This window comes from Salipiger marinus, assembly GCF_035481585.1.
In the GTDB taxonomy this organism is placed as follows: domain Bacteria; phylum Pseudomonadota; class Alphaproteobacteria; order Rhodobacterales; family Rhodobacteraceae; genus Salipiger; species Salipiger marinus.
On record NZ_JAYKSL010000010.1, the window covers coordinates 35,390 to 55,904 of the forward strand.

Sequence of the window (20,515 nt, forward strand, 5' to 3'; positions counted from 1 at the left end):
GGTCGGGCCTCAGGCCTTGGGAAGATCGTCTTCAAGATAGGCCCGCACGTTCTCCTCGAAGCTGGCATCGGCGTCCAGCCCCAGCGCCAGCGCCTTGTCGAAGCGGTAATCATAGCGCCAGCCGCGCACGATGGCCGCCACATCGGGCTGGTCTTCCCAGCGGATCAGCTTGGCCGGTTCCGGCCCCGCCACGGCGGTCAGCGCGTCGATCATCTGCCGGATGGACAGGCGCTGCCCCGGCATGGTCATGCAGCGCTGCATCCCCAGCGCCGCCGCCTCCAGCTCGGCGCCCTTGATGAGGTTTTCCACACATTTGCGCGGGCTCAGGTAGAAATGCTCCTGCGTCTCGTCCACCGGGCAGACCGCCTCCTGCCCGTTCAGCGGCTCGCGGATGATCGAGGACATGAAGGAGGACGCGGCCCGGTTGGGCTTGCCCGGGCGCACCGAAATGGTGGGCAGCCGGAAGCCGCGCCCGTCCACATAGCCCTTGCGGGAATAGTCGTTGAGCAGCAGCTCCCCCACCGCCTTCTGCATGCCATAGCTGGTCTGCGGGTTGGGGATGGTGTGATCGGTGATCGGATCCGGCACCTCGCCGCCAAACACCGCAAGCGAGGAGGTGAAGACCACCACCGGGCAGGTGCCCAGCACCCGGGCGCGTTCCAGCACGTTGAGCGTGCCGTGCAGGTTCACCGCCATCCCGGTCTCGAACTCCGCCTCGGCATGGGAGGAGACGATGGCGGCGAAATGAAAGATCACCGTCACCTCCGGCCCGATCAGGGCGTCGACGGCGGCGCGGTCGGTGATGTCGCAGGCGCGGGTTTCCACCGTGAAGGGCGCGTCCAGCGGGGCAGGTTCGGCCAGATCCGCCAGCACCAGCCGGGTGATGGGCTGGCCGCGCAGCGTGGCGCGCGCGGCAAGGCTTTGCGCGACCTTGCGGCCGATGAAGCCGCCGCCGCCAAGGATCAGGATGGTCATGTCGGTCATGTCAGGGAGTCCGGGGTCAGGGAAGGGGGGCGGCACGGCGCCGCCCCCGGGGATGGGTCCGGTCTGAACCGGACCCGCGAGGGCTTAGTCCGTGCCAAGCCCGATGCGGGAGATGAACGCCTTGTGGCTGTCCACCAGCTGCTGCGTGGCGGGGGATTTCTGTGCCCATTCGTCCCAGCGGCCAATGGCGGCGGCCCGGAAGGCGGCGCGGTCTTCGGCGGACCAGTCATGCAGGGTCACGCCCTGATCCGGCAGCGCCGTCACCGCCTCGCCGTTCTGCACCAGCGTGTTCATCACCAGCTTCATGGCCAGCGAATCCATGGCAGAGGTCAGGATGCCGCGCTGCGCGTCGGTCAGCCCGTCCCAGACCGTCTTGTTGCAGGCCAGATGGTCCGAGGACATGGAGTGGAAGCCGGGATAGGTGGTGTGCTTGGCGATGTCATAGATGCCAAGCCCCACATTGTTCGCCAGCGTCGAGGCATCGGCCCCGTCGATGATGCCGGTTTCCAGCGCGGTGAAGATCTCGGTGAAATCCATCACGATGGGGGTGGATCCCAGCGCCGCGAAAATCTCCGATTCCATGCCGGGGGGCGAGCGGAACTTCCAGCCCTTCAGATCCTCGATCCCTGCCAGCGGCTTGGTGGAGTTCATGGATTCCTGCCCGCCCAGATAGGCGCCGACAAATTCCATGCCATGGGCGTTGTAAAGCTCGTTCACCGCCTCGCGCCCGCCGCCATATTGCAGCCATGCCAGATACTGCATCGGCGTGTCATAGCCGCCCATGGTGTCGGCCACGAACTGGAACGCCGCGTCGCGCCCGGTCTGGTAGCTGCCATTGGTCATGTCGCAGTCAAGAATGCCGTTGGCGGAAGCGCCAAACGTCTCTGCCGAGGCGACAACGGCGGAGCTGTAGAACATCTCGATATCGAGCGATCCGCCCGACATGGTTTCCACCTGATCGACAAATTCGGTGATGAGCTTGCCCGAAACGGATTCGGGCGACTGCTGGTTCTGGATGCGCAGCGTGGTGGTCTGCGCGCTGGCCGCACCGGCCAGCAGCGCGGTGCCGGCCAGCAGCATGGCAAAACATCTGGTCATGAGGTCTCCTCCCTACAAACTTCTCCGCGGGCAGCGGTAGCATGGGGATCCCGTGATTGCCAGACAATCCGGCAATCGGGCCAAAAGGTGCCGCCGCAAAAGCGCCGCGCGCCGGGCCGGGAATACTTGACTGTAAATGTCGGCTATTCTAGTCAACCCGCAGCTGCGCCCCGTGGCGCAGAGCCACGGACCGCGCCCGCGCCTCCGCAGCCATCCCCCCAGACATCTGCGGCGCCTCAGGGCTCCGCCGCTACAGGAGGACACGCATGTCCCTTTCCATGGCCTTCCGCTCCGGCGTCTGCGGCCTTGCGCTTGGCGCGCTTCTGGCCAGCACCGCGCTGGCCGATCCCTTCACCGATCTGGCGCGTGGCTTTGCCGGTGAACTTGCCGCCTCTGGCGAGAACCGCGCGCCGATCGTGCCGGGATCGACCGCCATCGTCTCTGGCGAAGGCTTCGCCCCCGGCCAGCAGGTCGTGCTGCGCCAGAACGGCGTCGCGCTGAATGACGGGGCTGCGGTGACGGCGGATGCCGAGGGCAAGTTCTCCACCACCGTGGCCATCCCCGAAGGCACCGAGCCCGGGCTTTATCCGGTTGTGGCCGAAATCTCCGGCCCGGCCTATGCCAGCACGTTCGAGCTCAAGGTCTCTCCGGATCTGCCCGAAAGCGGCAGCTTCGACGTGACCCAGCGCAAGCTGCCGCGCGGGCTCTATCAGGTCGCCGTCACCCCCGAGGCGCTTTATGTCACCGCCGCCGTGGGCCGCCCGCCGGTCAAGGAAAGCACGCTGCTGAAGCTGGATCCGCAGACGCTGGACACGCTGGCCGAAATCACCCCCGCCGCCGCCCCGGCCCGTGCCGATGGCAGCGAGGGCGGGGTCTTTGCGGTCTATGGCGTGGGGGTCGACCAGCAGAATGGCCGGGTCTGGGTCACCAACACCCGTCAGGACACCGTCGCCGTCTACAGCGCCGAGGATCTGTCGCTGGTCAAGCAGTTCGACGTGGACGCGGTGCCGCATCCGCGCGATGCCGTGGCCATGGGCGGGCGCGTCTATGTCAGCGCCACGTTCGAATCCGTGGTGCATGTCTTTGACGGCGCCACCATGGAAGAACTGGCGCCGATCACCCTGACCTCCGGCAAGCGGCGCGAGGATTTCGCCTCCGCCACGCTGCATGTGGACGAGGCCAGCAACCAGCTGTTCGTGGTCAGCCTTGGCACGGATGAGGTGGCCGTGGTCGATCTGGACAGCGGCGAACAGACGGCGGTCTATCCGCTGCCCGGCTCCAAAAGCACCATCGGCGTGGGCTTTGATCCCGACACTGGCCGCATCTTCACCGCCGCGCAGGGCAGCGACAACGTGACCATCCTTGATGCCGAGAGCGGCGAGGTGGTGGCCGATGTCGCCGTGGGGGCCAACCCGCTCAACGTGGTCTATGACACGCAAAGCGATCTGGCCTGGGTGTCGGTGCGCGGGTCGGGCACGCTGGTGGCGCTGACCGCCGAGGGCGAGATCGTCGGCAACCTGCCCATCGGCCCGCTCGCCAACCACGCGGCGCTGGATGGCGCGGGCGGGGTCTATGTGGTCAACAAAAGCCGGGGCGCCGAAGATCCCTCTGGCGATCAGATCAGCCACGTCGTGCCGAAGGGCTAAGCCTGCGGCCCGGCTGACGGGGCAGGGACAGGGGCAGCGGGGACATCCCCCCGCTGCCCTTTTTGCTGCGCGCCTGCGGCGGGGCAGGGGGGATACGGGAAAGCCGCCGCAGGGTGACCCGCGGCGGCTGTGTCTTGTCGTCTGGCGCGGCCTACTGGCCCTTGATGGTGATGGTGTAATCGCTGCGCGCGCCGCGTGGCGGCGGCGGGAAGGGCGCGGCGCGGCGGATCACCTGCAGTGCGGCATTGTCCAGCGCCGCCGATCCGGAACTGCGCGCCAGCGACGCGCCCGCCAGCCCGCCATTGGCGGCGATCCGGAAGGCCACCACCGCCTCGCCCCGGCTGCCCACCCTCGGGCGCGGCACGCGGGAGATCTTGCGCATCACCAGACCGGGATAGTTGCTGGCGGCGGCATTGCCCGCCGTGCTGGCCTGCCCGCCCTGACCGGAGGTGGCCGATGTGCCCTCGGCCCGGCCCGTGGCCTGCCCCGCGCGCGCGCTGCGGTCGGCATTGCCCTGCGGCTGGGGGGCGGCCTGACGCTGCGGCTGCGGCTCCGGCGCGCGTTCGGCGCGGCGCGGTTCCGGCTGCGGCTGCGGCTCGGGGCGGCGCTCGGGGCGCTGCTGCGGACGCAGCGACTGTTCGGGCGCGCTGCTCTGCACCGCCTCGGCCAGGTCTGGCTCCGGTTCGGGCGCGATTTCTTCGGGTTCGGGCGCCTCCGCCACCTCCGGCTCTTCGGGGGGCGTGGGCTGCAGCAGTTCCGGCTCCGCCGTCTCGGTCTCCTCCGGCGGCTCCACCGGTTCGGGCATCTGCGGCAGCACCGCATCGGCGGCCACGGGCGGCGCCACGGGCAGGGCGGCGGTGGCGGTGTCGGGCGGGGTTTCCTGCGGCACGGGCGGAGTGACGGGCTGCGGCGGCGCGGGCTGCGCCATCTCTGGCGTCACGGGCTCCGCCTGCGGCGTCTCCACGGGCTCGGCCTGCGGCGGCTCCACCGGTTCGGCCTCGGTGATCTCGTCGGGCGTCTCGGCGCTGAGCGTGCCCGCCGCCATATCGGCAAAATCCGATCCCAGCCGCAGGTCGCTGCCACCCGAGGCGCCTTCGATCATCACCGGCTCTGCGGGCATCACCGCCAGCAGCATGCCGCCATGCGCCGACAGCGCCAAGGCGGCGGCGGCGAGTTTCACCTTGCGGGATGTGGCGATCATTCCAGCCCCCTTTCGGTCACGATGACGACGCGCTGCGCACCCGCCGCGCGCAGCTCGCGCCCCAGCGTCACCAGCTGCGCCGCCGAGGCGTCGCGGTCGGGCACCAGCCGCACCAGCTCTGGCGCCTCCTGTCCGATGCCCGCCATATACTCGGCGACGCCGGAGATGTCCTGCCCTTTCAGGCTCATGCGCCCGTCGGGATGCACGACCAGCGCATCGGCGGGGGCGTTGCCTTCCAGATCGGCGGTGCGCACAAGGTTCAGCGTGCTGTCGAGCGGCTGCGCCAGCGTGCCCGCCACAAGGAAGAAGATCAGCATCAGGAACACGATGTTGATCAGCGCGATGGTCGGTTCGCGTTCGGTTTTCTGCCGGACCTTGCGCATCAGCCTGCTCCCAGAACGGTGGCGCGCAGGCCGGTGATGCCGCGCAGGGCCACCAGCACATCGGTCAGCCGCTGCGCCGTCACCTCGCCGCGCAGGGCGATGATCAGCGGCGTGGCGGTTTCAGCCTCGGCCCCTGCGATCCGCTCTGCCAGCGTGGCGGGCAGATCCTCCAGCGCGGTGTCGGCGCCGTTCAGGCTCAGCCGGTCGGGGCTCAGCTGCAGGAACAGCGGGCGGGTGTCCGCCGCCACCTGCGCGCCCGATCCGGCAGCGTCCAGATCGACCTCCGCAAAGCGGGTAAAGGTCGAGGACAGCATGAAGAACAGCAGCAGCAGAAAGATCACGTCGATGAGCGAGGTCATCGACAGCCGCCGTCTGCGCCGCGCCTTACGCATGGCGCGGCCGGGCCTCGGCGCTGCTGCGGGCGGGGGCGCGCTGCGCGTCGCCATTGGGGGCAAGGATGGTGTGCACGGCGCGTTCGGCCAGCACGCGCTCTGCCTCCATCCGCGCCTCGAACCAGCTCAGGATCACGGCGGTCGGCATCGCCACCACCAGACCCACGGCGGTGGTCAGCAGCGCCACCCAGATCCCGCCGGCAAGGATCGACGGATCCACCTGCGATCCGGCATCCTGCAGCGCCTGAAACGCCGAGATCATGCCCAGAACCGTGCCGAAAAGCCCCAGCAGCGGCGCCAGCTGCGCCACGGAATCCAGCAGGCGAAAACCCTTTTCCAGCCGGGCAAAGCGCGTCTCTGCCTCCGCCTCCAGCCGCTGCGCGTCGCGCTGGCCGGACATGGCCATGTCGATCACCGGGCGCAGATAGCTGCGCGACCGGTCAAGCGCGGCGCGCGCCCCGGCGCGGTCGCCCGCATCCCAGGCCTCCACCGCCTGCCGCAGCGCCGCATGCCGCCCCACGCCGGAGGCCGCGAACTGCCACAGCTTGTAGATCACCACCGCCAGCGTCACCAGCGACACCGCGCCAAGGATCAGCACCACCGGCCCGCCCAGATCGGCGGCGCGCTGGATCGCCTCTTTCACCAGATCGATCATCCGATCACCTCCACATCGGTGCGGGAGTTCAGCATCAGCCCGTCGATGCACAGGCTGGAGGCAGCGCCCCCCGCCTCGCAGCGGCTGGCGCCGTTGATGAGGATCTGGCCCAGTCCGTCACATTGCGTGCCCGGCACCACGAACTGCCGCACGCGCGGGCGCCCGGCGGGAAGCTGGCCAAAATCGAACAGCGTCAGCCGGTCCACCTGACCGCCCTTGTCCAGCAGCACCGTCTCGAACACCGCCGAATCAATGTCGGTGTCATGGCTGTTGCGGATCAGGAAACTCAGCTGGCAGCCCTGCTCGACGGCCTGCGTCGCGTTCAGTTCCACCGACAGGCCGGGCGCTGCTGCGTCCTGTGCTGCGGCCTGCAGCGGAACCATGGAAAGTGTCAACCAGATCAGGGCTTTGGGGGTCAGGCGCGGCACGGGCGTCTCCGTTCGTTCGGGGATTGGGCTTGCGGGCCGGGATGCGGTCCGCTGGCTGCGGTCTGTGGGCCACAGCAGGGGCTGCGGGTCGGGGGCTTCTTTGGCACACACTGTCGTGAGGCTCAATACCTGAGAAAATTAATACACATTAGCAGCATGTCCAGTTTTCCGCCTAGGATGACGGCTTTTCCCGCATTTGCCAGCCCCCCGGCGCTGGGTCGGGGGGCGTCGGTTCTAAGTTGATTGTTTTTGTAGAGATTGCTACGGGCGGGCTGAGACACGGCAGAGCAGGCGAGGCGCCATGACCCATCCCCAGCAGATCTGGCCCGAGGATCTGGCCGCGCATTATGTGGCCCAAGGCTACTGGACCGGCGAAAGTTTTGGCCAGATGCTGGACCGGATCACGCGGGAGTTCGGCCCCCGCACCGCCGTGGTCGCGGGCGATACGCGCTGGAGCTATGCCGATCTGGGCCGCGAGGCGCGGCGATGCGCGCAGGGTTTTGCCGCTTTGGGGCTGGTGCCCGGCGACCGGGTTCTGGTGCAGATGCCCAACCGCGCCGACTTCCTGTCGGTGGTGTTTGGCCTGTTCCATGCCGGGCTGGTGCCGGTCTATGCCCTGCCCGCGCATCGGGAAACCGAGCTGCGCCATCTGGCCGCCCGGTCCGAGGCGCGCGCCTATGTCTGCGCCGACCGGCACGAGGGCTTCGATTACCTGCCGCTGGCGCGCCGTCTTGTCGCCGATCTGCCCGGCCTGCGGGTGGTGGTGGCGGGGGAGGCGGCGGAATTCCTGCCGCTTTCAGGCTTTGCGCCCGAGGAAATGCCCGTCCCGGTGCCGCGCGATCCGCGCGGGGTGGCGTTTCTGCAGATCTCCGGCGGATCGACCGGCCTGCCGAAGCTGATCCCGCGCACCCATGACGATTACCTTTACAGCATCCGCGCCTCGGCCCGGATCTGCGGGCTGGGGCCGGACAGCGTGTTTCTGGTGGCGCTGCCCGCCGCGCATAACTTCCCCATGAGCAGCCCCGGCTATCTGGGCGCGCTGCATGTGGGGGCCTGCGTGGTCATGGCGCCCAATCCGCAGCCGGAGCCGTGTTTTGCCCTGATCGCCCGCGAAGGCGTGACCCTCACCGGGCTGGTGCCGCCTCTGGCGTTGCTCTGGCTGCAGGCGGCGCCGCGCACGAAACACGATCTGACCTCGCTTCAGGTGCTGCTGGTGGGCGGCGCCAAGTTCATGGCCGAAGCCGCCGCCCGCGTCCGCCCGGTGCTGGGCTGCACCCTGCAGCAGGTGTTCGGCATGGCCGAAGGTCTGGTGAATTACACCCGGCTGGATGATCCCGACGACATCATCACCACCACCCAAGGCCGCCCGATCAGCCCCGATGACGAGGTGCTGGTGCTGGATGACGCGGGCGCCCCGGTGCCCGAAGGCGCGCCGGGCAACCTTTACACCCGGGGGCCCTACACCATCCGCGCCTATCACGACGATCCCGCCGCCAATGCCCGCAGCTTCACCCCCGACGGGTTCTACCGCACCGGCGACGTGGTGCGCCGCCTGCCCGGCGGCTATCTGGAGGTGCGGGGCCGCGCGGGCGACCATATCAACCGCGCGGGCGAAAAGATCTCCGCCGAGGAGGTGGAGGATCACCTGCTCGCCCATCCCGCCGTGTTCGATGCCGCCGTGGTGGGGGTGGAGGATGCGTTTCTGGGCGAACGCAGCTGCGCCTTCGTGGTGCTGGCCGAAGGCGCCGAGGCGCAGGCGCGCGAGCTCAAGTCCTTTGTGCGCGGGCGCGGCATCGCCGAGTTCAAGGTGCCGGATCAGGTGATCTTCGTCCCCGGGTTCGAGACCACCGCCGTGGGCAAGATCAGCCGCAAGGCGCTGCGCGCGGCCCTGAAAACCCGTTATCTGGATAAGGGAGAGGGCGCATGACCCTGACGCTGGACCGGCTGCGCGCCGACGTGGCCGAGGTGCTGGACATGGCACCCGAAGAGATCGCGCCGCAGGACAACCTGTTTGATCTGGGCCTTGATTCCATGCGGCTGATGGCGCTGGTGATGCGCTGGCAGGAGGCTGAGCCCGCGCTGGATTTCACCCCGCTCTGGGAAAGCGCCACGCTGGCCGACTGGCAGCAGGCGCTGGCGGCACAGGGGGCGGGCGCCTGACATGGCCGCCTTTCCGCTGATCGAGGCGCAGGAGGGGCTGTGGATCGCGCAGGCGCTTGATCCGCGCAACCCGGTGCTGAACACCGGGCAATATCTGGATCTGCGCGGCCCGCTGGATCCGGAAGCCTTCCAGCAGGCGGTGACGCAGGCCGTGGCGCAGGCCCCGGCGCTGCGCCTGCGGTTCGCGCTGCGCGACGGGCGGCCCGAACAGTGGCTGCACCCGACGCCCCCCGCAGCGGAACTGCTTGATCTGACCTCGGATCCGGACCCAGAGGCCACAGCCCATGCCCTCATGGAGCAGGACAGCGCTACGCCGCTGGATCTGGCCCGCGATCCGCTCGCCCGCTTCGTGCTGCTGCGGCTGAGCGAAGACCGGGCCTTCTGGTATCAGCGCATCCATCACCTTGCGACAGACGGCTTCGGCATCGTGCTGCTGACCAACCGCGTGGGCGAGATCTATTCCGCGCTGTGCCAGGGTCATCCGCCGCCGCCGCCCTTTCCGCCGCTCGATCAGGTGCTGGAGGAGGATGCCGCCTACCGCGCCTCCGACCGCCGCAGCACCGATGCCGCCTTCTGGCGCGAGGATCTGCGCGGCCTCGATCACGTCGCCAGCCCCGCCCGGGGCCGCGCCGTCACCGCGCACAGATTCGACCGGGCGCGCTGCGATCTGCGGCCCGCCACACGCGATCTGCTGCTGGTGCGCGCCAAGGAGATGGGCGTGGGCTGGCCCGACCTGCTGACCGTGCTGACCGCCGCGTATCTGTCGCGCGTGTCGGGCGAAGGCGACCGGGTCTGGGGCCTGCCCTTCATGGCGCGCATGGGCACCCGCGCCGCCCGCGTGCCCGCCATGTGGATGAACGTGCTGCCCTTCCGCTGCGATCCCGACCCCGACGCGCCGCTGGCACAGGTGGTGGCAGATGCTACGGCGCGGCTGGCCCGCCTGCGCCGCCATGGCCGCTACCGTGCCGAACAGATGCGCCGCGATCTGCGCCGCAGCGCGATGGAGGCGCGGCTTTACGGGCCGATGATCAACGTGCAGCCCTTTGACATGCCGCCGCGCTTTGCCGGGCTGGAGGTGGGGCTGCACATCCTTGGCGCAGGCGCTGTCGACGATCTGACCGTGACCTATCGCGGCGACGCGCTGCGCGCCCTGTCGCTGGAGGTGGACAGCAACCCCACGCTTTACACCGCCGCCGAAGGGCAGGCACAGTGCGACCGGCTGGCGGGCTATCTTGGCCGCGCGCTGCTGGCCGACCGGCTGGCCGATGTGCCGCTGATGGATGCGGACGAAACCCGCCGCGTGCTGCAGGGCGCCCATAGCCCCCAGCCGCTGCCCGATGTCACGCTGCCCGAGCTTATTACCGCACGGATGCGCGCCACGCCGGAGGCCACGGCTGTCCGCTTCGGCGCCACCACGCTCAGCTATGCCGAGCTGGACCGCCGCTCCGCCGCGCTGGCGGCGGCGCTGCGCGCGCAGGGGGCGGGGCCGGGCGGCGTGGTGGCGGTGGCGCTGCCGCGGTCCGAACATCTGGCGGTGGCGCTGGTGGCGGTGCTGCGGGCGGGGGCGGCTTATGTGCCGCTTGATCCCGACAACCCGCCCGCCCGGCTTGCCCGGCTGCTCGACCGCACCGGCGCTGCCGTGCTGCTGGCCGAGCCGGGGCTCGATGCCGGGGGCACCGCGCCCTTTGCGCCGCAGGACTGGCCGCAGCAGGGCAGGGCCCCCGATCCCGGCACCACGCCCGGCGATCTGGCCTATATCCTCTTCACCTCCGGTTCGACCGGAGAGCCGAAGGGCGTGATGATCGATCACCGCGCCATCGTGAACCGGCTGCTGTGGATGCGCGACCATTACGGCTTTGGCGCCGGGGACGTGATCCTGCAGAAGACCCCGATCACCTTCGACGTGTCGGTGTGGGAACTGTTCCTGCCCTATCTCTGCGGGGCGACGCTGGTCATGGCGCCGCCCGGCGCGCATCGCGATCCGGCGGCGATTGCAGGGCTGATCCGCGATCAGGGCATCACCACGCTGCATTTTGTGCCCTCCATGCTGGCGGCGTTTCTGGCGCATCCGGCCTCTGACGGGCTGGCGGTGGGGCGGGTGTTCTGCTCTGGCGAGGCGCTGACTGCCGAGCATCGCGCGGCCTTCCACGCCCGGATGACGGCGCAGCTGCACAATCTTTACGGGCCGACCGAGGCGGCGGTGGATGTCAGCCACTGGCCCGCCCCTGCCAGCGACACATCCGACCCGCTGCCCATCGGCTTTCCGGTCTGGAACACCCGGCTGCTGGTGCTGGACGACCGGCTGCGCCCGCTGCCGCCGGGGGTGCGCGGGCAGCTTTACCTTGGCGGCGTGCAGCTGGCGCGCGGCTATCTGGGCCAGCCCGACCTGACCGCCGAACGCTTCATCCCCGACCCGTTCACCCCCGGAGAGCGGCTTTACGCCACCGGCGATCTGGCGGAACTGCGCCCCGATGGCGCGGTGATCTATCAGGGCCGCGCCGATCATCAGGTGAAAATCCGCGGCATGCGGGTGGAACCCGGCGAGATCGAGGCCGCCCTCCGCGCCACGGGTCTGGTGTCCGACGCGCTGGTGCTGGCGCGGGCCGATCACGGGGCGGTGCGGCTGGTGGCCTATGTGCTGGCGGGGCGCGGCTTTGACGCGACCCCGGTTCTGGCCGAGCTTGCCGCCCGTCTGCCCGCCCATATGATCCCCGCGGCGGTGGTGGCGCTGGAGCGCTGGCCGATGACCCCCAGCGGCAAGCTTGACCGCAAGGCGCTGCCCGCGCCGGTGCTGGACATGACCCCCGGCACCCCGCCGCTGGGTCCGGTGGAACTGCGTCTGGCGCAGCTTTACGCCGAGGTGCTGCATCTGCCGCAGCCCCCGGGGCGCGAGGCGGATTTTTTCGATCTGGGCGGTGACAGCCTGTCGGCGCTGACGCTCAGCCTGCGCATCGCCGAGGTGTTTGGCACCGATCCCGGGCTGGGGCAGATCTTCGAGACACCGGGGCTGGCCCCGCTGGCCCGCGCGCTGGATCTGGCTGACAGCGCCCGGGCCGGGCTGCAGCCGCTGCTGGCGCTGGCCGAAGGGCAGGGCGCGCCGCTCTGGTTGCTGCCGCCTGCGGGGGGGCTGGGCTGGGGCTATCGCAGGCTCGCCCGCGCGCTGACCCCCGCCCGCCCGGTCCATGCGCTGCAGGCGCCGGTGCTGACGGGCGCGATGCTGCCCGCGACCCTGTCAGCCATGGCCGAGGACTATGCCGCCCGCATCACTGCCGCGCAGCCGCAGGGCATGGTGCATCTGGCGGGCTGGTCGGTGGGCGGCATTCTGGCGCAGGAGGTGGCGGTGACGCTGGCCGCGCAGGGGCGCGAACTGGGGCTGGTGGCGCTGCTCGACGCCTATCCCGCCGAGGTCTGGCGGGCCGAGCCGGATCTGACCGAGGCGGAGGCGCTGCGCGCGCTACTGGCCATCGCGGGGCATGATCCCGACGCCCATGCCGATCTCGACAGCCGCGCGGCGGTGGTGGATTTCCTGCGCCGGGGCGGCACGCCGATGGGGCATCTGCCGGGGGCGGCGCTGGATGCCGTGGTGCGGCTGGTCTCTGGCACCAACGCGCTGATCCGCGCGCATCATCACCGCGCCTATCCCGGCGTGCTGACCCATGTGCGCGCCGCGCGCGACCATGCCGGGCGCGGCTTTGCCGCCGCACTCTGGCAAGCCCATGCCGCCGCGGTCGAGGCCATCGACCTGCCGCTTCTGCACCCCGACATGGTCTCCGCCGCCGCCGCAGCCAAGCTGGGGCCGGATCTGTCCGCGCGCATGGCCGAAGCCGAGGCGCGGACCGCCGAGCGGATGCGGCGCGCATGATCCGCGCCGCATCCCGCCTTGGTTCAGGCCGCAGCCTGCCGCAGCGTTTCCGGCAGCGAGGCGCCCAGCGTTGCGATGTGCACCGCCTCGGGATAGATGGTCAGCTGCATCTCCAGCCCGTCGAGGCTGCACAGCGTGTTGAGCAGCGCCATGGTCTGCGGCGGCGGTCCCTTGCGGGCGGGCGCGGAACTGCCGGTGCGCTGTTCGCTGTCACCCAGCCCGACGCAGAGCCGGGTGCGCTGGCGCGGCTGCAGGCGGCGTGCCCGCACCAGACCGGCGGCCAGATCCTCGTCCCACCAGATCGAGGGGCTGATCGCGGCATAGCGCGAAAAGGCGTCAGGCCGGGTCATCGCCGTGTAAAAGGTGAAGAGCCCGCCAAAGGAATGGCCCCACAGCATCCGCCGCGCCGGATCGATCCGCAGGCGGGATTCGACCTCGGCCCGGATCGGACCGGTGAGCCGGGCCAGAAACTGCTCCGCGCCGCCCGCCCTGCGGTCGGGGTGATGCGGATCGGGACGCGGTGCGGCCCCCGGCGCCACGGGCGGCGAATAGTCAAAGGTCCGTTGGGCGCGGGCGAACTGCTGGTCGGTGTCATAGCCGATGCCCGCGACCACCAGATCGGGCACCGCTTCCAGCAGCGCCGGGGTCAGGTGGTCAAAGGCGGCGTTGCCGTCGAGCAGGTAGAGAACGGGAAAGCCCCGGCGCAGCGGCGCTGCCTTGGGCAGGGCCAGAAACACCCGGGTGGCCGGGGCAGTGGCATCGTCTGGCCCGCAGGTGTCGCGGGGCAGGACATAGGTTTCGACGCGGTGGGTAGAAACGGGCGCACCAAGGATCTCAAGCCGCGCTTCGCGCCCCCGATGGGGGGGGAGATCCCGTTGTCGGACGGTTTTGTCCATGTCTTTTGTCTCTCGCAAAGGTCGGTCGGGTGCGCCGTCCACCTAAAAGGCTGTGCGCGCCGCTGCAATGGGCCGCACTGCCCCTACGGAAAGGAAGAGTCATGACGTTCCGTCTTTTCACCACCTTGCTGCATCTTGGCCTATTGTTTCTGTCAGGTCTGCCCCTGTCGGCTGCGGCGGATGTGCGCGGCACCGATGTCACCGGACGCGAGGTGGTTCTGCCCGAGCCCGCGCGGCGAATCGTGCTGGGCGACGGGCGGCACCTGACGGTGCTGGGCCTGCTGCATGACGATCCGGTGGCGCTGGTGGCGGGCTGGCGGCAGGACAAGGGGCTCGATCCCGCGACCGAGGCGGCCTATCTGGCGCGGTTTCCGGCGCTGGCAGAGGTGGCGGCGGTGGGGGCGGGCAACCGGCTGCTGTCGGTGGAACGCACCATCGCGCTGATGCCGGATCTGGTGATCCTGAGCCTGATCGACGCGCGCGATCCGCAGATGGCCATGCCGCTGCAGCAGCTGGAGGCGGCGGGCATCCCGGTGGCCTTTGTGGATTTCTTCACCGCCCCGCTGGATCATACCCTGCCCAGCCTGCGCCTGCTGGGGGCGCTGACCGGGGCCGACCCGCGGGCGGAGGAGTTTGCCCGCTTCTACACCGACCATCTGGAGGTGGTGTCCTCCCGCCTCGCTGCCGCCGATCCCGCCCGCCCGCGCGTGTTCATCCATGTGCATGCGGCCCCCACCGGCTGCTGCGCCACGGTGGGGCCGGGGGTGTTTGACGATTTTGTCACCGCCGCCGGGGCCACCAACATCGGGCGCGAGGTGGTGCCGGGGGTCATGGGCAATATGGGGCTGGAAAACGTGCTGGCCGCCGATCCCGACGTCTATCTTGCCACCGGGGGCGCGCATATGGCGGCGCGCGGCGGGCTGGTGCTGGGCGCAGGGGTAGAGGCCGGGGCGGCGCAGGCCAGCTTTGACGCGCTGACCGCGACGCCCGGCCTTGCCGGTCTGCGCGCGGTGACGGAGGGCCGCGCCATGGGGCTCTGGCATCTGTTCAACGACAGCCCCATTCATATCGTCGCGATCGAGGCGCTGGCCAAGCAGCTGCATCCCGAGCTTTTTGCCGATCTCGACCCGAAGGCGACGCTGGCCGAGATCGAGGCGCGGTTTTCCCCGGTGCCGATGCCGGGCACCTACTGGATCCCGCAGCAATGACCGTGGCCGACGGCATTCTGGCCGAACAGGGCCGCCGCACCCGGCGCCGCGTCGCGCTGGTGGCGGCGCTGGGGCTGGGGGCGCTGGCCTCGGTGCTGCTGGATCTGGTGTCGGGCCCGTCGGGTCTGCCGCTGGGGCAGGTTCTGGCCACGCTGAGCGGCGCCGAGGTGCCGCGCGCCGCCGAGGTCATCGTCTGGCAGGTGCGTCTGCCCGTCGCGGTGATGGCGCTGCTGGTCGGCGCCTGCCTGTCGCTGTCGGGGGCGGAAATGCAGACCGTGCTCGACAATCCGCTGGCCGAACCTTTCACCTTGGGCATTTCCGCCGCAGCCGCGCTTGGCGCCGGGGTCGCCATCGTACTGGGGCTGGCGCTGCCGGGGCTGCCCGCGCTCTGGGCCGTGTCGGGCAATGCCTTTCTGTTTGCGCTGCTGGCGCTGGGGCTGCTGCAGCTTGCCTCTGCCCTGCGCGGCGGCGGCAGCGAGGTGGTGATCCTGCTGGGCATCGCCGTCAATTTCACCGCCGCCGCGCTGCTGGCGCTGGTGCAGTTCGTGGCCTCGCCCGACGCGCTGCAGCAGCTGGTGTTCTGGACCATGGGCAGTCTGGTGAACGCGCGGTGGGAGGGCATCGCGGTGCTGGCCGGGGTGCTGGCGCTGTGCCTGCCGTTTTCGCTGGCGGCCAGCTGGCGGCTGACCGCGCTGCGGCTGGGGGCGGAACAGGCGCAGGGCTTTGGACTGGACGTGGCGCATCTGCGGCGCTGGACGCTGGTGCGGGTCAGCCTGCTGGCCGCCGCGTCGGTGTCCATGGTCGGCGTGGTGGGCTTTGTCGGGCTGGCGGGGCCGCATATCGCGCGCATGGCGGTTGGCGAGGATCACCGCTTCCTGCTGCCTGCGAGCCTGTTCACCGGCGCGCTGCTGATGTCGCTGGCTTCGGTCGCCTCGAAACTGCTGGTGCCGGGCATCCTGCTGCCGGTGGGCATCGTCACCTCGCTGGTGGGGCTGCCGGTGTTCTTCGCGCTGGTGCTGCGCAAGGGGGATCTGCGATGAGCCTTGTGGTGCAGGATCTGACCGTGGCGCGGGGGCCGCGCCGGGTGATCGACGGGCTGACGCTGCCCGCCTTTCCCAAGGGCGAATTCGCGGTGATCGCGGGGCCGAACGCCGCTGGCAAATCGACGCTGCTGCGCGCGGTAGCGGGGCTGCTGCCCGCCAGCGGCAGGGTGGCGCTGGAGGGCGACGATCTGGCGCGGCTGCCGCGTGCCGAACAGGCGCGGCGGGTGGGATTCATGCCGCAGGTGCTGGAAAGCCGCTCTGCCCTGTCGGTGCTGGAGGCGCTGGTGGTGGCAATGAACGCGGGCGGCGGGCTGGCGGGCCGGGCGCTGCGCGGGCCCGCCGCGACGCGCCACGCGGTGGCGGTGCTGGCGCGGTTCGGGCTTGCCGATCTGGCGCTGCGGCGCATGGCGGCGCTGTCGGGCGGGCAGCGGCAGGCGGTGGGGCTGGCGCAGGCGATGATCCGCGACCCCGAGCTGCTGCTGCTGGACGAGCCGACCTCGGCGCTGGATCTGGCGCGGCAGTTTCACCTGCTGTCAGAGGCGCGGGCGCTTGCCCGCGAAGGCCGGGTGGTGATCGCGGTGCTGCATGATCTGGCGCTGGCCGCGCAATGGGCCGACCGCATCGTGCTGCTGGAAGGTGGCAGGCTCGCCGCCTCCGGCCCGCCGGCCGAGGTGCTGACGCCCGCGCGGCTGGCACAGGTTTACGGCATCCGGGCACGGGTCGAGCAGTGTTCGGCGGGCCGGGTGATGGTGATGGTGGACGGCTTGTCCCAGAACACGGAGACAGAAGATGCACTGGCGTGACACGCATACCGGCTACGGGCTGGTGACACGGGCGCTGCACTGGGGGATGGCGGCGCTGATCCTGTGGCAGTTCGTCGGGATGGGGCTGCGGCTGCTGCTGGGGCGCACGCCGCTGGTCAGTTTCTTTGTCGGCACCCATGCGCCAGTGGGCACGCTGCTGTTTGCGCTGATCCTGCTGCGGGGGGTCTGGGCGCTGGCCAACCGGGGCCGCCGCCCGTCCCATGGCGCGGGGCTGGTGGGCATGGCGGCGCAGGCGGGGCATGGGCTGCTCTATCTGATGATGCTGGCCATCCCGTCGCTGGCGCTGCTGCGGGCATGGGGTGGCACGCGGCCCTTTGCGCCCTTCGGCATCCCGGTTTTCCCGGGGCGCGAGGCGGAGCTGGGCTGGGCCACGACCCCCGCCAGCCTGCTGCATGGCGAACTGGCATGGATCCTTGGGGTGCTGGTGCTGGGCCATGTCGCCATGGTGGTGCTGCACGAACGGGTCTGGCGCGACGGCACGCTGGCGCGGATGGCCGGACGGCGCTAAGCCGCCCGCACCCCGTGATGCGCGGCCCTTACAGCCGCGCCGCCTCCGCCTCCAGATCGGCAAGGATCGGCGTGCGGCTGCGCCAGTCGTCATACCACGCCTCCACCGCGCCGCCGAACCAGTCGCGGCCCACGGTGCGCACGGGAAAGCCCGCCGCCTCGATCTGCGCGCGGGTGGCGGCGTCGATCCCTTCATAGGCGCTGCGGATCTGGGCCAGCGTGTCGGCCACCTCTGTCTCCAGCACGGCACGGCTGCCTTGGTCCAGCCTCCCCCAGCGGCGGGCCGAGGCGACGGCGACCATCGGGAACATCATGTGATCCGAGGCAAGCATCTCCCCCGCCAGTTCGAAATACCGGCTGTTCCATGTGCCTTCGAAATCGATCTGCATGCCGTCGATCTGGCCATTGGCCAGCGCGTCATAAAGTGCCGGCAGCGGCAGCGGCGTGGGGGCGGTGCCGAGCTTTTCCCAGAAATCCAGCTCCTGCGCCAAGGGCACGGTGCGGATCTTGCGCCCGGCCAGATCGCTGACCTGCGGCGCTGCCCGCGACAGCAGCACCTGCCGCATCCCCGCCATGCCAAAGCCCAGCCCGACAAGGCCGAACTCCGCCAGCCGCGCCGACAGGGTCTGCGCCACATCCCCCGCCAGCAGCGCCTGCGCGCCCTGAATGTCGCGCACCAGATAAGGCGCTGTCAGCGCGCCAAAATCCGGCGCGCGGTTGGTGAATTCTCCCAGCGTCAGAAAGGCCAGATCCAGCGCGCCGGTCTGCAGCTGCTGCAGCATCTGCGCCTCTGCCCCCAGCTGCCCCGCCGGATGCACGGCCAGCGTGAGCCCCGAGGCGCGCAGCCGGTCGGCCAGCGCCATGGCGCTTTGCGTCCATTGATGCGCGGGGGGCGTGATAAGCCCCAGCCGAAGCGAGGGCGCACCCTGCGCCAGTGCCTGCTGCGGGCCCAGAAGGCCAAGCGCAAGCCCCGAGCCAAGAAGCGTTCTGCGGTCCATTCCCGTCTCCTGTCAGATCAGAACCGGCCAGAGCGAGACCCCGATCAGCACGGCAAACGCCGCAGCAAGATAGGGCAGCACCCTGACCGCGATGCGCCCGGCTGGCTCTCCGGAAAGGCTGGCGGCGGCGAAAAGGCCCGCGCCCACGGGGGGCGTCAGCAGGCCAAGCGAAAGATTCATGCAAATGACCAGCCCCATATGGATGGGGTCCAGCCCGAACTGGTCGGTGGCCAGCGGCAGGATCACCGGCACCGTCAGCAGCAGCGCCGGGATCGGATCCATGACCATGCCGATCCCCAGCAGCAGCAGGTTCAGCAGCAGCAGGAACAGCACCGGGCTGTCGCTGGCCCCCGCCAGCAGCGCCGCCACCTGCGCGGGGATCCCGGCATAGGCCAGAATCCAGGCCAGAAGCTGCGCCGAGGCCACCAGAAACAGCACCCCCGCCGCCCCCAGTGCCGCGCGGGTGAAGATGCCCGGCAGATCGGCAAGCCGCATGTCGCGGAACACCCACAGCCCCAGCGCCAGCGCCAGCAGGGCGGCAAGCCCGCCCGCCTCGGTCGGCGTGGCAAGGCCGAAGGCGATGGAGCAGACCACAAAGACCGGGATCGCCAGCGCGGGCAGGGCCTGCCGCAGCGGCAGGTCTCGGTCTGCCGTGCCCACGGGCCAGTCCGCGCGCCGCGCCCGCCGCGCGATCAGGATGAAAAACGCGAGCCCCATCAGCGCGCCGGGGATCAGCCCCGCGGTAAAGAGATCGCCAATCGGCACCTGCGCGATCACGCCATAAAGAATGAACAGCATCGAAGGCGGGATGACCGGCGCCAGCATCGCCCCCGCCGCGGTGATCGCCACGGCATCGGCACGGGGATAGCCCGCGCGCACCATCTGCGGCACCGCCATGCGGGTCATCACGGTCAGCTGCGCCACGGTCGATCCCAGAATGGCCGCCAGCATCACATTGGCCACAAGGCTGACATGCGCCAGCCCGCCGCGCACCGGCCCCACCAGCCCGGCGGCCAGCGCCACCAGCCGCCGCCCCGCGCCGCCCGCATTCATCGCCTCGCCCAGCAGGATGAACAGCGGCAGCGCCAGCAGCCCGTAGCTTTCCAGCCCGGTGACATATTGCTGCGCAAGGCTGTCGAACAGGATCACGTCGCCGCGCTGCCAGATCAGCAGGGCGGCGGTCAGCGCCAGCGCCACCGCAATCGGCAGGGCCAGCGTCAGCAGCCCGGCAAATCCCGCCAGCGCCATCATGACAGCACCCGCCATGCCGCCGCCGCCCGCGCCACGCCCGCCAGCGCATGGACCAGCCCGCCAAGGCAGAAGAGCGGCAGCACCAGCCACAGCCAGATCTTGCGCAGCCCCAGCGTCTGCGTCGGCTCCAGATAGAGGAAGTTGAAACTGTCCTGCGCCAGCGCCTGTGCCGATCCGGTGCGGATCAGGCCGGGCAGGTCGAACCAGCGCCAGATCAGCGCCGCCAGCCCCGCAAAAAATACCAGCAGGATCAGCGCGGTGACCAGATCCAGCGCGGCACGGGCGCGGGGCGGCAGATGCTCGGGCAGCAGGGTGATCGCCATATGGCCCGCGCGCCCGAAAAGCGCCGCCGCCCCCAGAAACCCGGCCCAGACCATGGCGGCAATCGCCGCCTCGTCGGCCCAGACCAGCGGCACGCCCGCGCTGCGCGCCACCGCCCCCGCCGCAGAGATGCCCAGCACCCCCGCCAGCATCAGCCCCGCCGCCGCCGCCTCGACCGAGGCCAGCGCGTCAGAGACCGCGGCAAGCGGGCCGGGGGGGCGGGGGGCGGTGCGGGGGGAGATCATGCCTGCCTCGTGTCTTTGCGCCCCTTCTAATCTTGTAGCCGACAGATTCAATCAGGAATTTTTGCCGCCCCTTGCTCCGCCGGTCCTCGATTCGTTTTGGCCAAGACAGATTCAGGGGTGATGCGCAAGAGCGTCAGCCTGTCTCGGATGCGCGTCGAACGTAATTTCATAGGGTTGCGCCCAATTCTTAACACATTTGCCTGTGCCAAAATCAGAAGTGACGAAAATCACCTTCTGGAGTAAGCTGACGAGGCATTCAGAGGGTGGGGTCACCCCTTGACGCGGAGAACCCCGACCGGGATTTGCCCCGGCCCGCTGAGCCGATTGTTACAAAGGCCCGCTGTTTTCAGGGCCATGGTGTTTTTAACGAGGGGGGCCAGAACATGGCGGGTAACCTATTGGAAGGGCTGTCT

At 70.1% G+C, this 20,515-nt stretch carries 19 protein-coding genes; 8 read left to right on the forward strand and 11 right to left on the reverse strand.

What is annotated here, in order from left to right; genetic code table 11:
* Window positions 1-9: 9 nt before the first annotated feature.
* Entirely contained in the window at window positions 10-984 is a 975-nt protein-coding gene (gene denD / locus VK682_RS14340) for a D-erythronate dehydrogenase (RefSeq protein WP_230796425.1), read from the reverse strand.
* An 84-nt stretch (window positions 985-1,068) separates the two neighbouring features.
* On the reverse strand, window positions 1,069-2,082 hold the full coding sequence (locus VK682_RS14345; protein WP_089848413.1) for a TRAP transporter substrate-binding protein: 1,014 nt from the start codon (window positions 2,080-2,082) through the stop codon (window positions 1,069-1,071).
* 266 nt (window positions 2,083-2,348) lie between these two features.
* Between VK682_RS14345 and VK682_RS14350 the strand changes: the two genes are divergently transcribed.
* On the forward strand, window positions 2,349-3,728 hold the full coding sequence (locus tag VK682_RS14350) for a YncE family protein (protein WP_324782090.1): 1,380 nt from the start codon (window positions 2,349-2,351) through the stop codon (window positions 3,726-3,728).
* A gap of 151 nt (window positions 3,729-3,879) precedes the next feature.
* Here the strand turns inward: VK682_RS14350 and VK682_RS14355 are convergent, their stop codons facing one another.
* The 5 genes from VK682_RS14355 to VK682_RS14375 are packed head-to-tail and all read right to left on the reverse strand — an operon-like array spanning window position 3,880 to window position 6,742.
* The gene (locus VK682_RS14355) at window positions 3,880-4,929 is read right to left on the reverse strand and encodes an energy transducer TonB family protein (protein ID WP_230796428.1); all 1,050 of its coding nucleotides are present in this window, start codon (window positions 4,927-4,929) and stop codon (window positions 3,880-3,882) included.
* Entirely contained in the window at window positions 4,926-5,312 is a 387-nt protein-coding gene (locus VK682_RS14360; protein ID WP_230796430.1) for an ExbD/TolR family protein, read from the reverse strand. The genes VK682_RS14355 and VK682_RS14360 overlap by 4 nt, the downstream gene beginning before the upstream one ends.
* Window positions 5,312-5,704 carry an ExbD/TolR family protein gene (locus VK682_RS14365; protein ID WP_089848405.1) on the reverse strand — a complete coding sequence of 131 codons (393 nt, stop codon included), beginning with the start codon at window positions 5,702-5,704 and terminating at the stop codon, window positions 5,312-5,314. Before VK682_RS14365 ends, VK682_RS14360 begins: the two co-directional genes overlap by 1 nt.
* Complete coding sequence (locus VK682_RS14370; RefSeq protein WP_089848403.1) at window positions 5,697-6,359, reverse strand: MotA/TolQ/ExbB proton channel family protein; 663 nt, start codon at window positions 6,357-6,359, stop codon at window positions 5,697-5,699. Before VK682_RS14370 ends, VK682_RS14365 begins: the two co-directional genes overlap by 8 nt.
* The gene (locus VK682_RS14375) at window positions 6,356-6,742 is read right to left on the reverse strand and encodes a hypothetical protein (protein ID WP_269062008.1); all 387 of its coding nucleotides are present in this window, start codon (window positions 6,740-6,742) and stop codon (window positions 6,356-6,358) included. Before VK682_RS14375 ends, VK682_RS14370 begins: the two co-directional genes overlap by 4 nt.
* Before the next feature lie 346 nt (window positions 6,743-7,088).
* Between VK682_RS14375 and VK682_RS14380 the strand changes: the two genes are divergently transcribed.
* Genes VK682_RS14380 through VK682_RS14390 form a run of 3 tightly spaced genes read left to right on the forward strand, consistent with a single transcriptional unit; the run spans window position 7,089 to window position 12,809 of the window.
* The gene (locus VK682_RS14380; protein WP_230796436.1) at window positions 7,089-8,714 is read left to right on the forward strand and encodes a (2,3-dihydroxybenzoyl)adenylate synthase; all 1,626 of its coding nucleotides are present in this window, start codon (window positions 7,089-7,091) and stop codon (window positions 8,712-8,714) included.
* On the forward strand, window positions 8,711-8,947 hold the full coding sequence (locus tag VK682_RS14385; protein ID WP_230796438.1) for a phosphopantetheine-binding protein: 237 nt from the start codon (window positions 8,711-8,713) through the stop codon (window positions 8,945-8,947). The genes VK682_RS14380 and VK682_RS14385 overlap by 4 nt, the downstream gene beginning before the upstream one ends.
* Window position 8,948: 1 nt before the next feature.
* On the forward strand, window positions 8,949-12,809 hold the full coding sequence (locus tag VK682_RS14390; protein WP_324782091.1) for a non-ribosomal peptide synthetase: 3,861 nt from the start codon (window positions 8,949-8,951) through the stop codon (window positions 12,807-12,809).
* Window positions 12,810-12,832: 23 nt separating this feature from the next.
* On the opposite strand, the gene VK682_RS14395 is transcribed toward VK682_RS14390, so the two are convergent.
* On the reverse strand, window positions 12,833-13,705 hold the full coding sequence (locus VK682_RS14395) for an alpha/beta hydrolase (RefSeq protein WP_230796441.1): 873 nt from the start codon (window positions 13,703-13,705) through the stop codon (window positions 12,833-12,835).
* A gap of 101 nt (window positions 13,706-13,806) precedes the next feature.
* On the opposite strand from VK682_RS14395, the gene VK682_RS14400 reads away from it, so the two are divergent.
* From VK682_RS14400 to VK682_RS14415, 4 genes are read left to right on the forward strand one after another with little or no spacing between them, the layout of a single operon-like run.
* Window positions 13,807-14,913 (forward strand): ABC transporter substrate-binding protein, encoded by a 1,107-nt coding sequence (locus VK682_RS14400; protein ID WP_230796443.1) that lies wholly within the window; start codon window positions 13,807-13,809, stop codon window positions 14,911-14,913.
* A complete protein-coding gene (locus VK682_RS14405; RefSeq protein ID WP_230796444.1) occupies window positions 14,910-15,953 on the forward strand; it encodes a FecCD family ABC transporter permease in 1,044 nt (347 codons plus the stop codon). Before VK682_RS14400 ends, VK682_RS14405 begins: the two co-directional genes overlap by 4 nt.
* Entirely contained in the window at window positions 15,950-16,759 is an 810-nt protein-coding gene (locus tag VK682_RS14410) for an ABC transporter ATP-binding protein (RefSeq protein ID WP_324782092.1), read from the forward strand. Before VK682_RS14405 ends, VK682_RS14410 begins: the two co-directional genes overlap by 4 nt.
* Complete coding sequence (locus VK682_RS14415; RefSeq protein ID WP_324782093.1) at window positions 16,746-17,288, forward strand: cytochrome b; 543 nt, start codon at window positions 16,746-16,748, stop codon at window positions 17,286-17,288. The genes VK682_RS14410 and VK682_RS14415 overlap by 14 nt, the downstream gene beginning before the upstream one ends.
* 28 nt (window positions 17,289-17,316) lie before the next feature.
* On the opposite strand, the gene VK682_RS14420 is transcribed toward VK682_RS14415, so the two are convergent.
* The 3 genes from VK682_RS14420 to VK682_RS14430 are packed head-to-tail and all read right to left on the reverse strand — an operon-like array spanning window position 17,317 to window position 20,102.
* Entirely contained in the window at window positions 17,317-18,285 is a 969-nt protein-coding gene (locus VK682_RS14420) for a TRAP transporter substrate-binding protein (RefSeq protein WP_324782094.1), read from the reverse strand.
* 12 nt (window positions 18,286-18,297) lie between these two features.
* Window positions 18,298-19,551, reverse strand: coding sequence for a TRAP transporter large permease (locus tag VK682_RS14425; protein ID WP_324782095.1), 1,254 nt, complete (start codon window positions 19,549-19,551; stop codon window positions 18,298-18,300).
* Entirely contained in the window at window positions 19,533-20,102 is a 570-nt protein-coding gene (locus tag VK682_RS14430) for a TRAP transporter small permease (protein WP_324782096.1), read from the reverse strand. Before VK682_RS14430 ends, VK682_RS14425 begins: the two co-directional genes overlap by 19 nt.
* Between the last annotated feature and the right edge of the window lie 413 nt (window positions 20,103-20,515).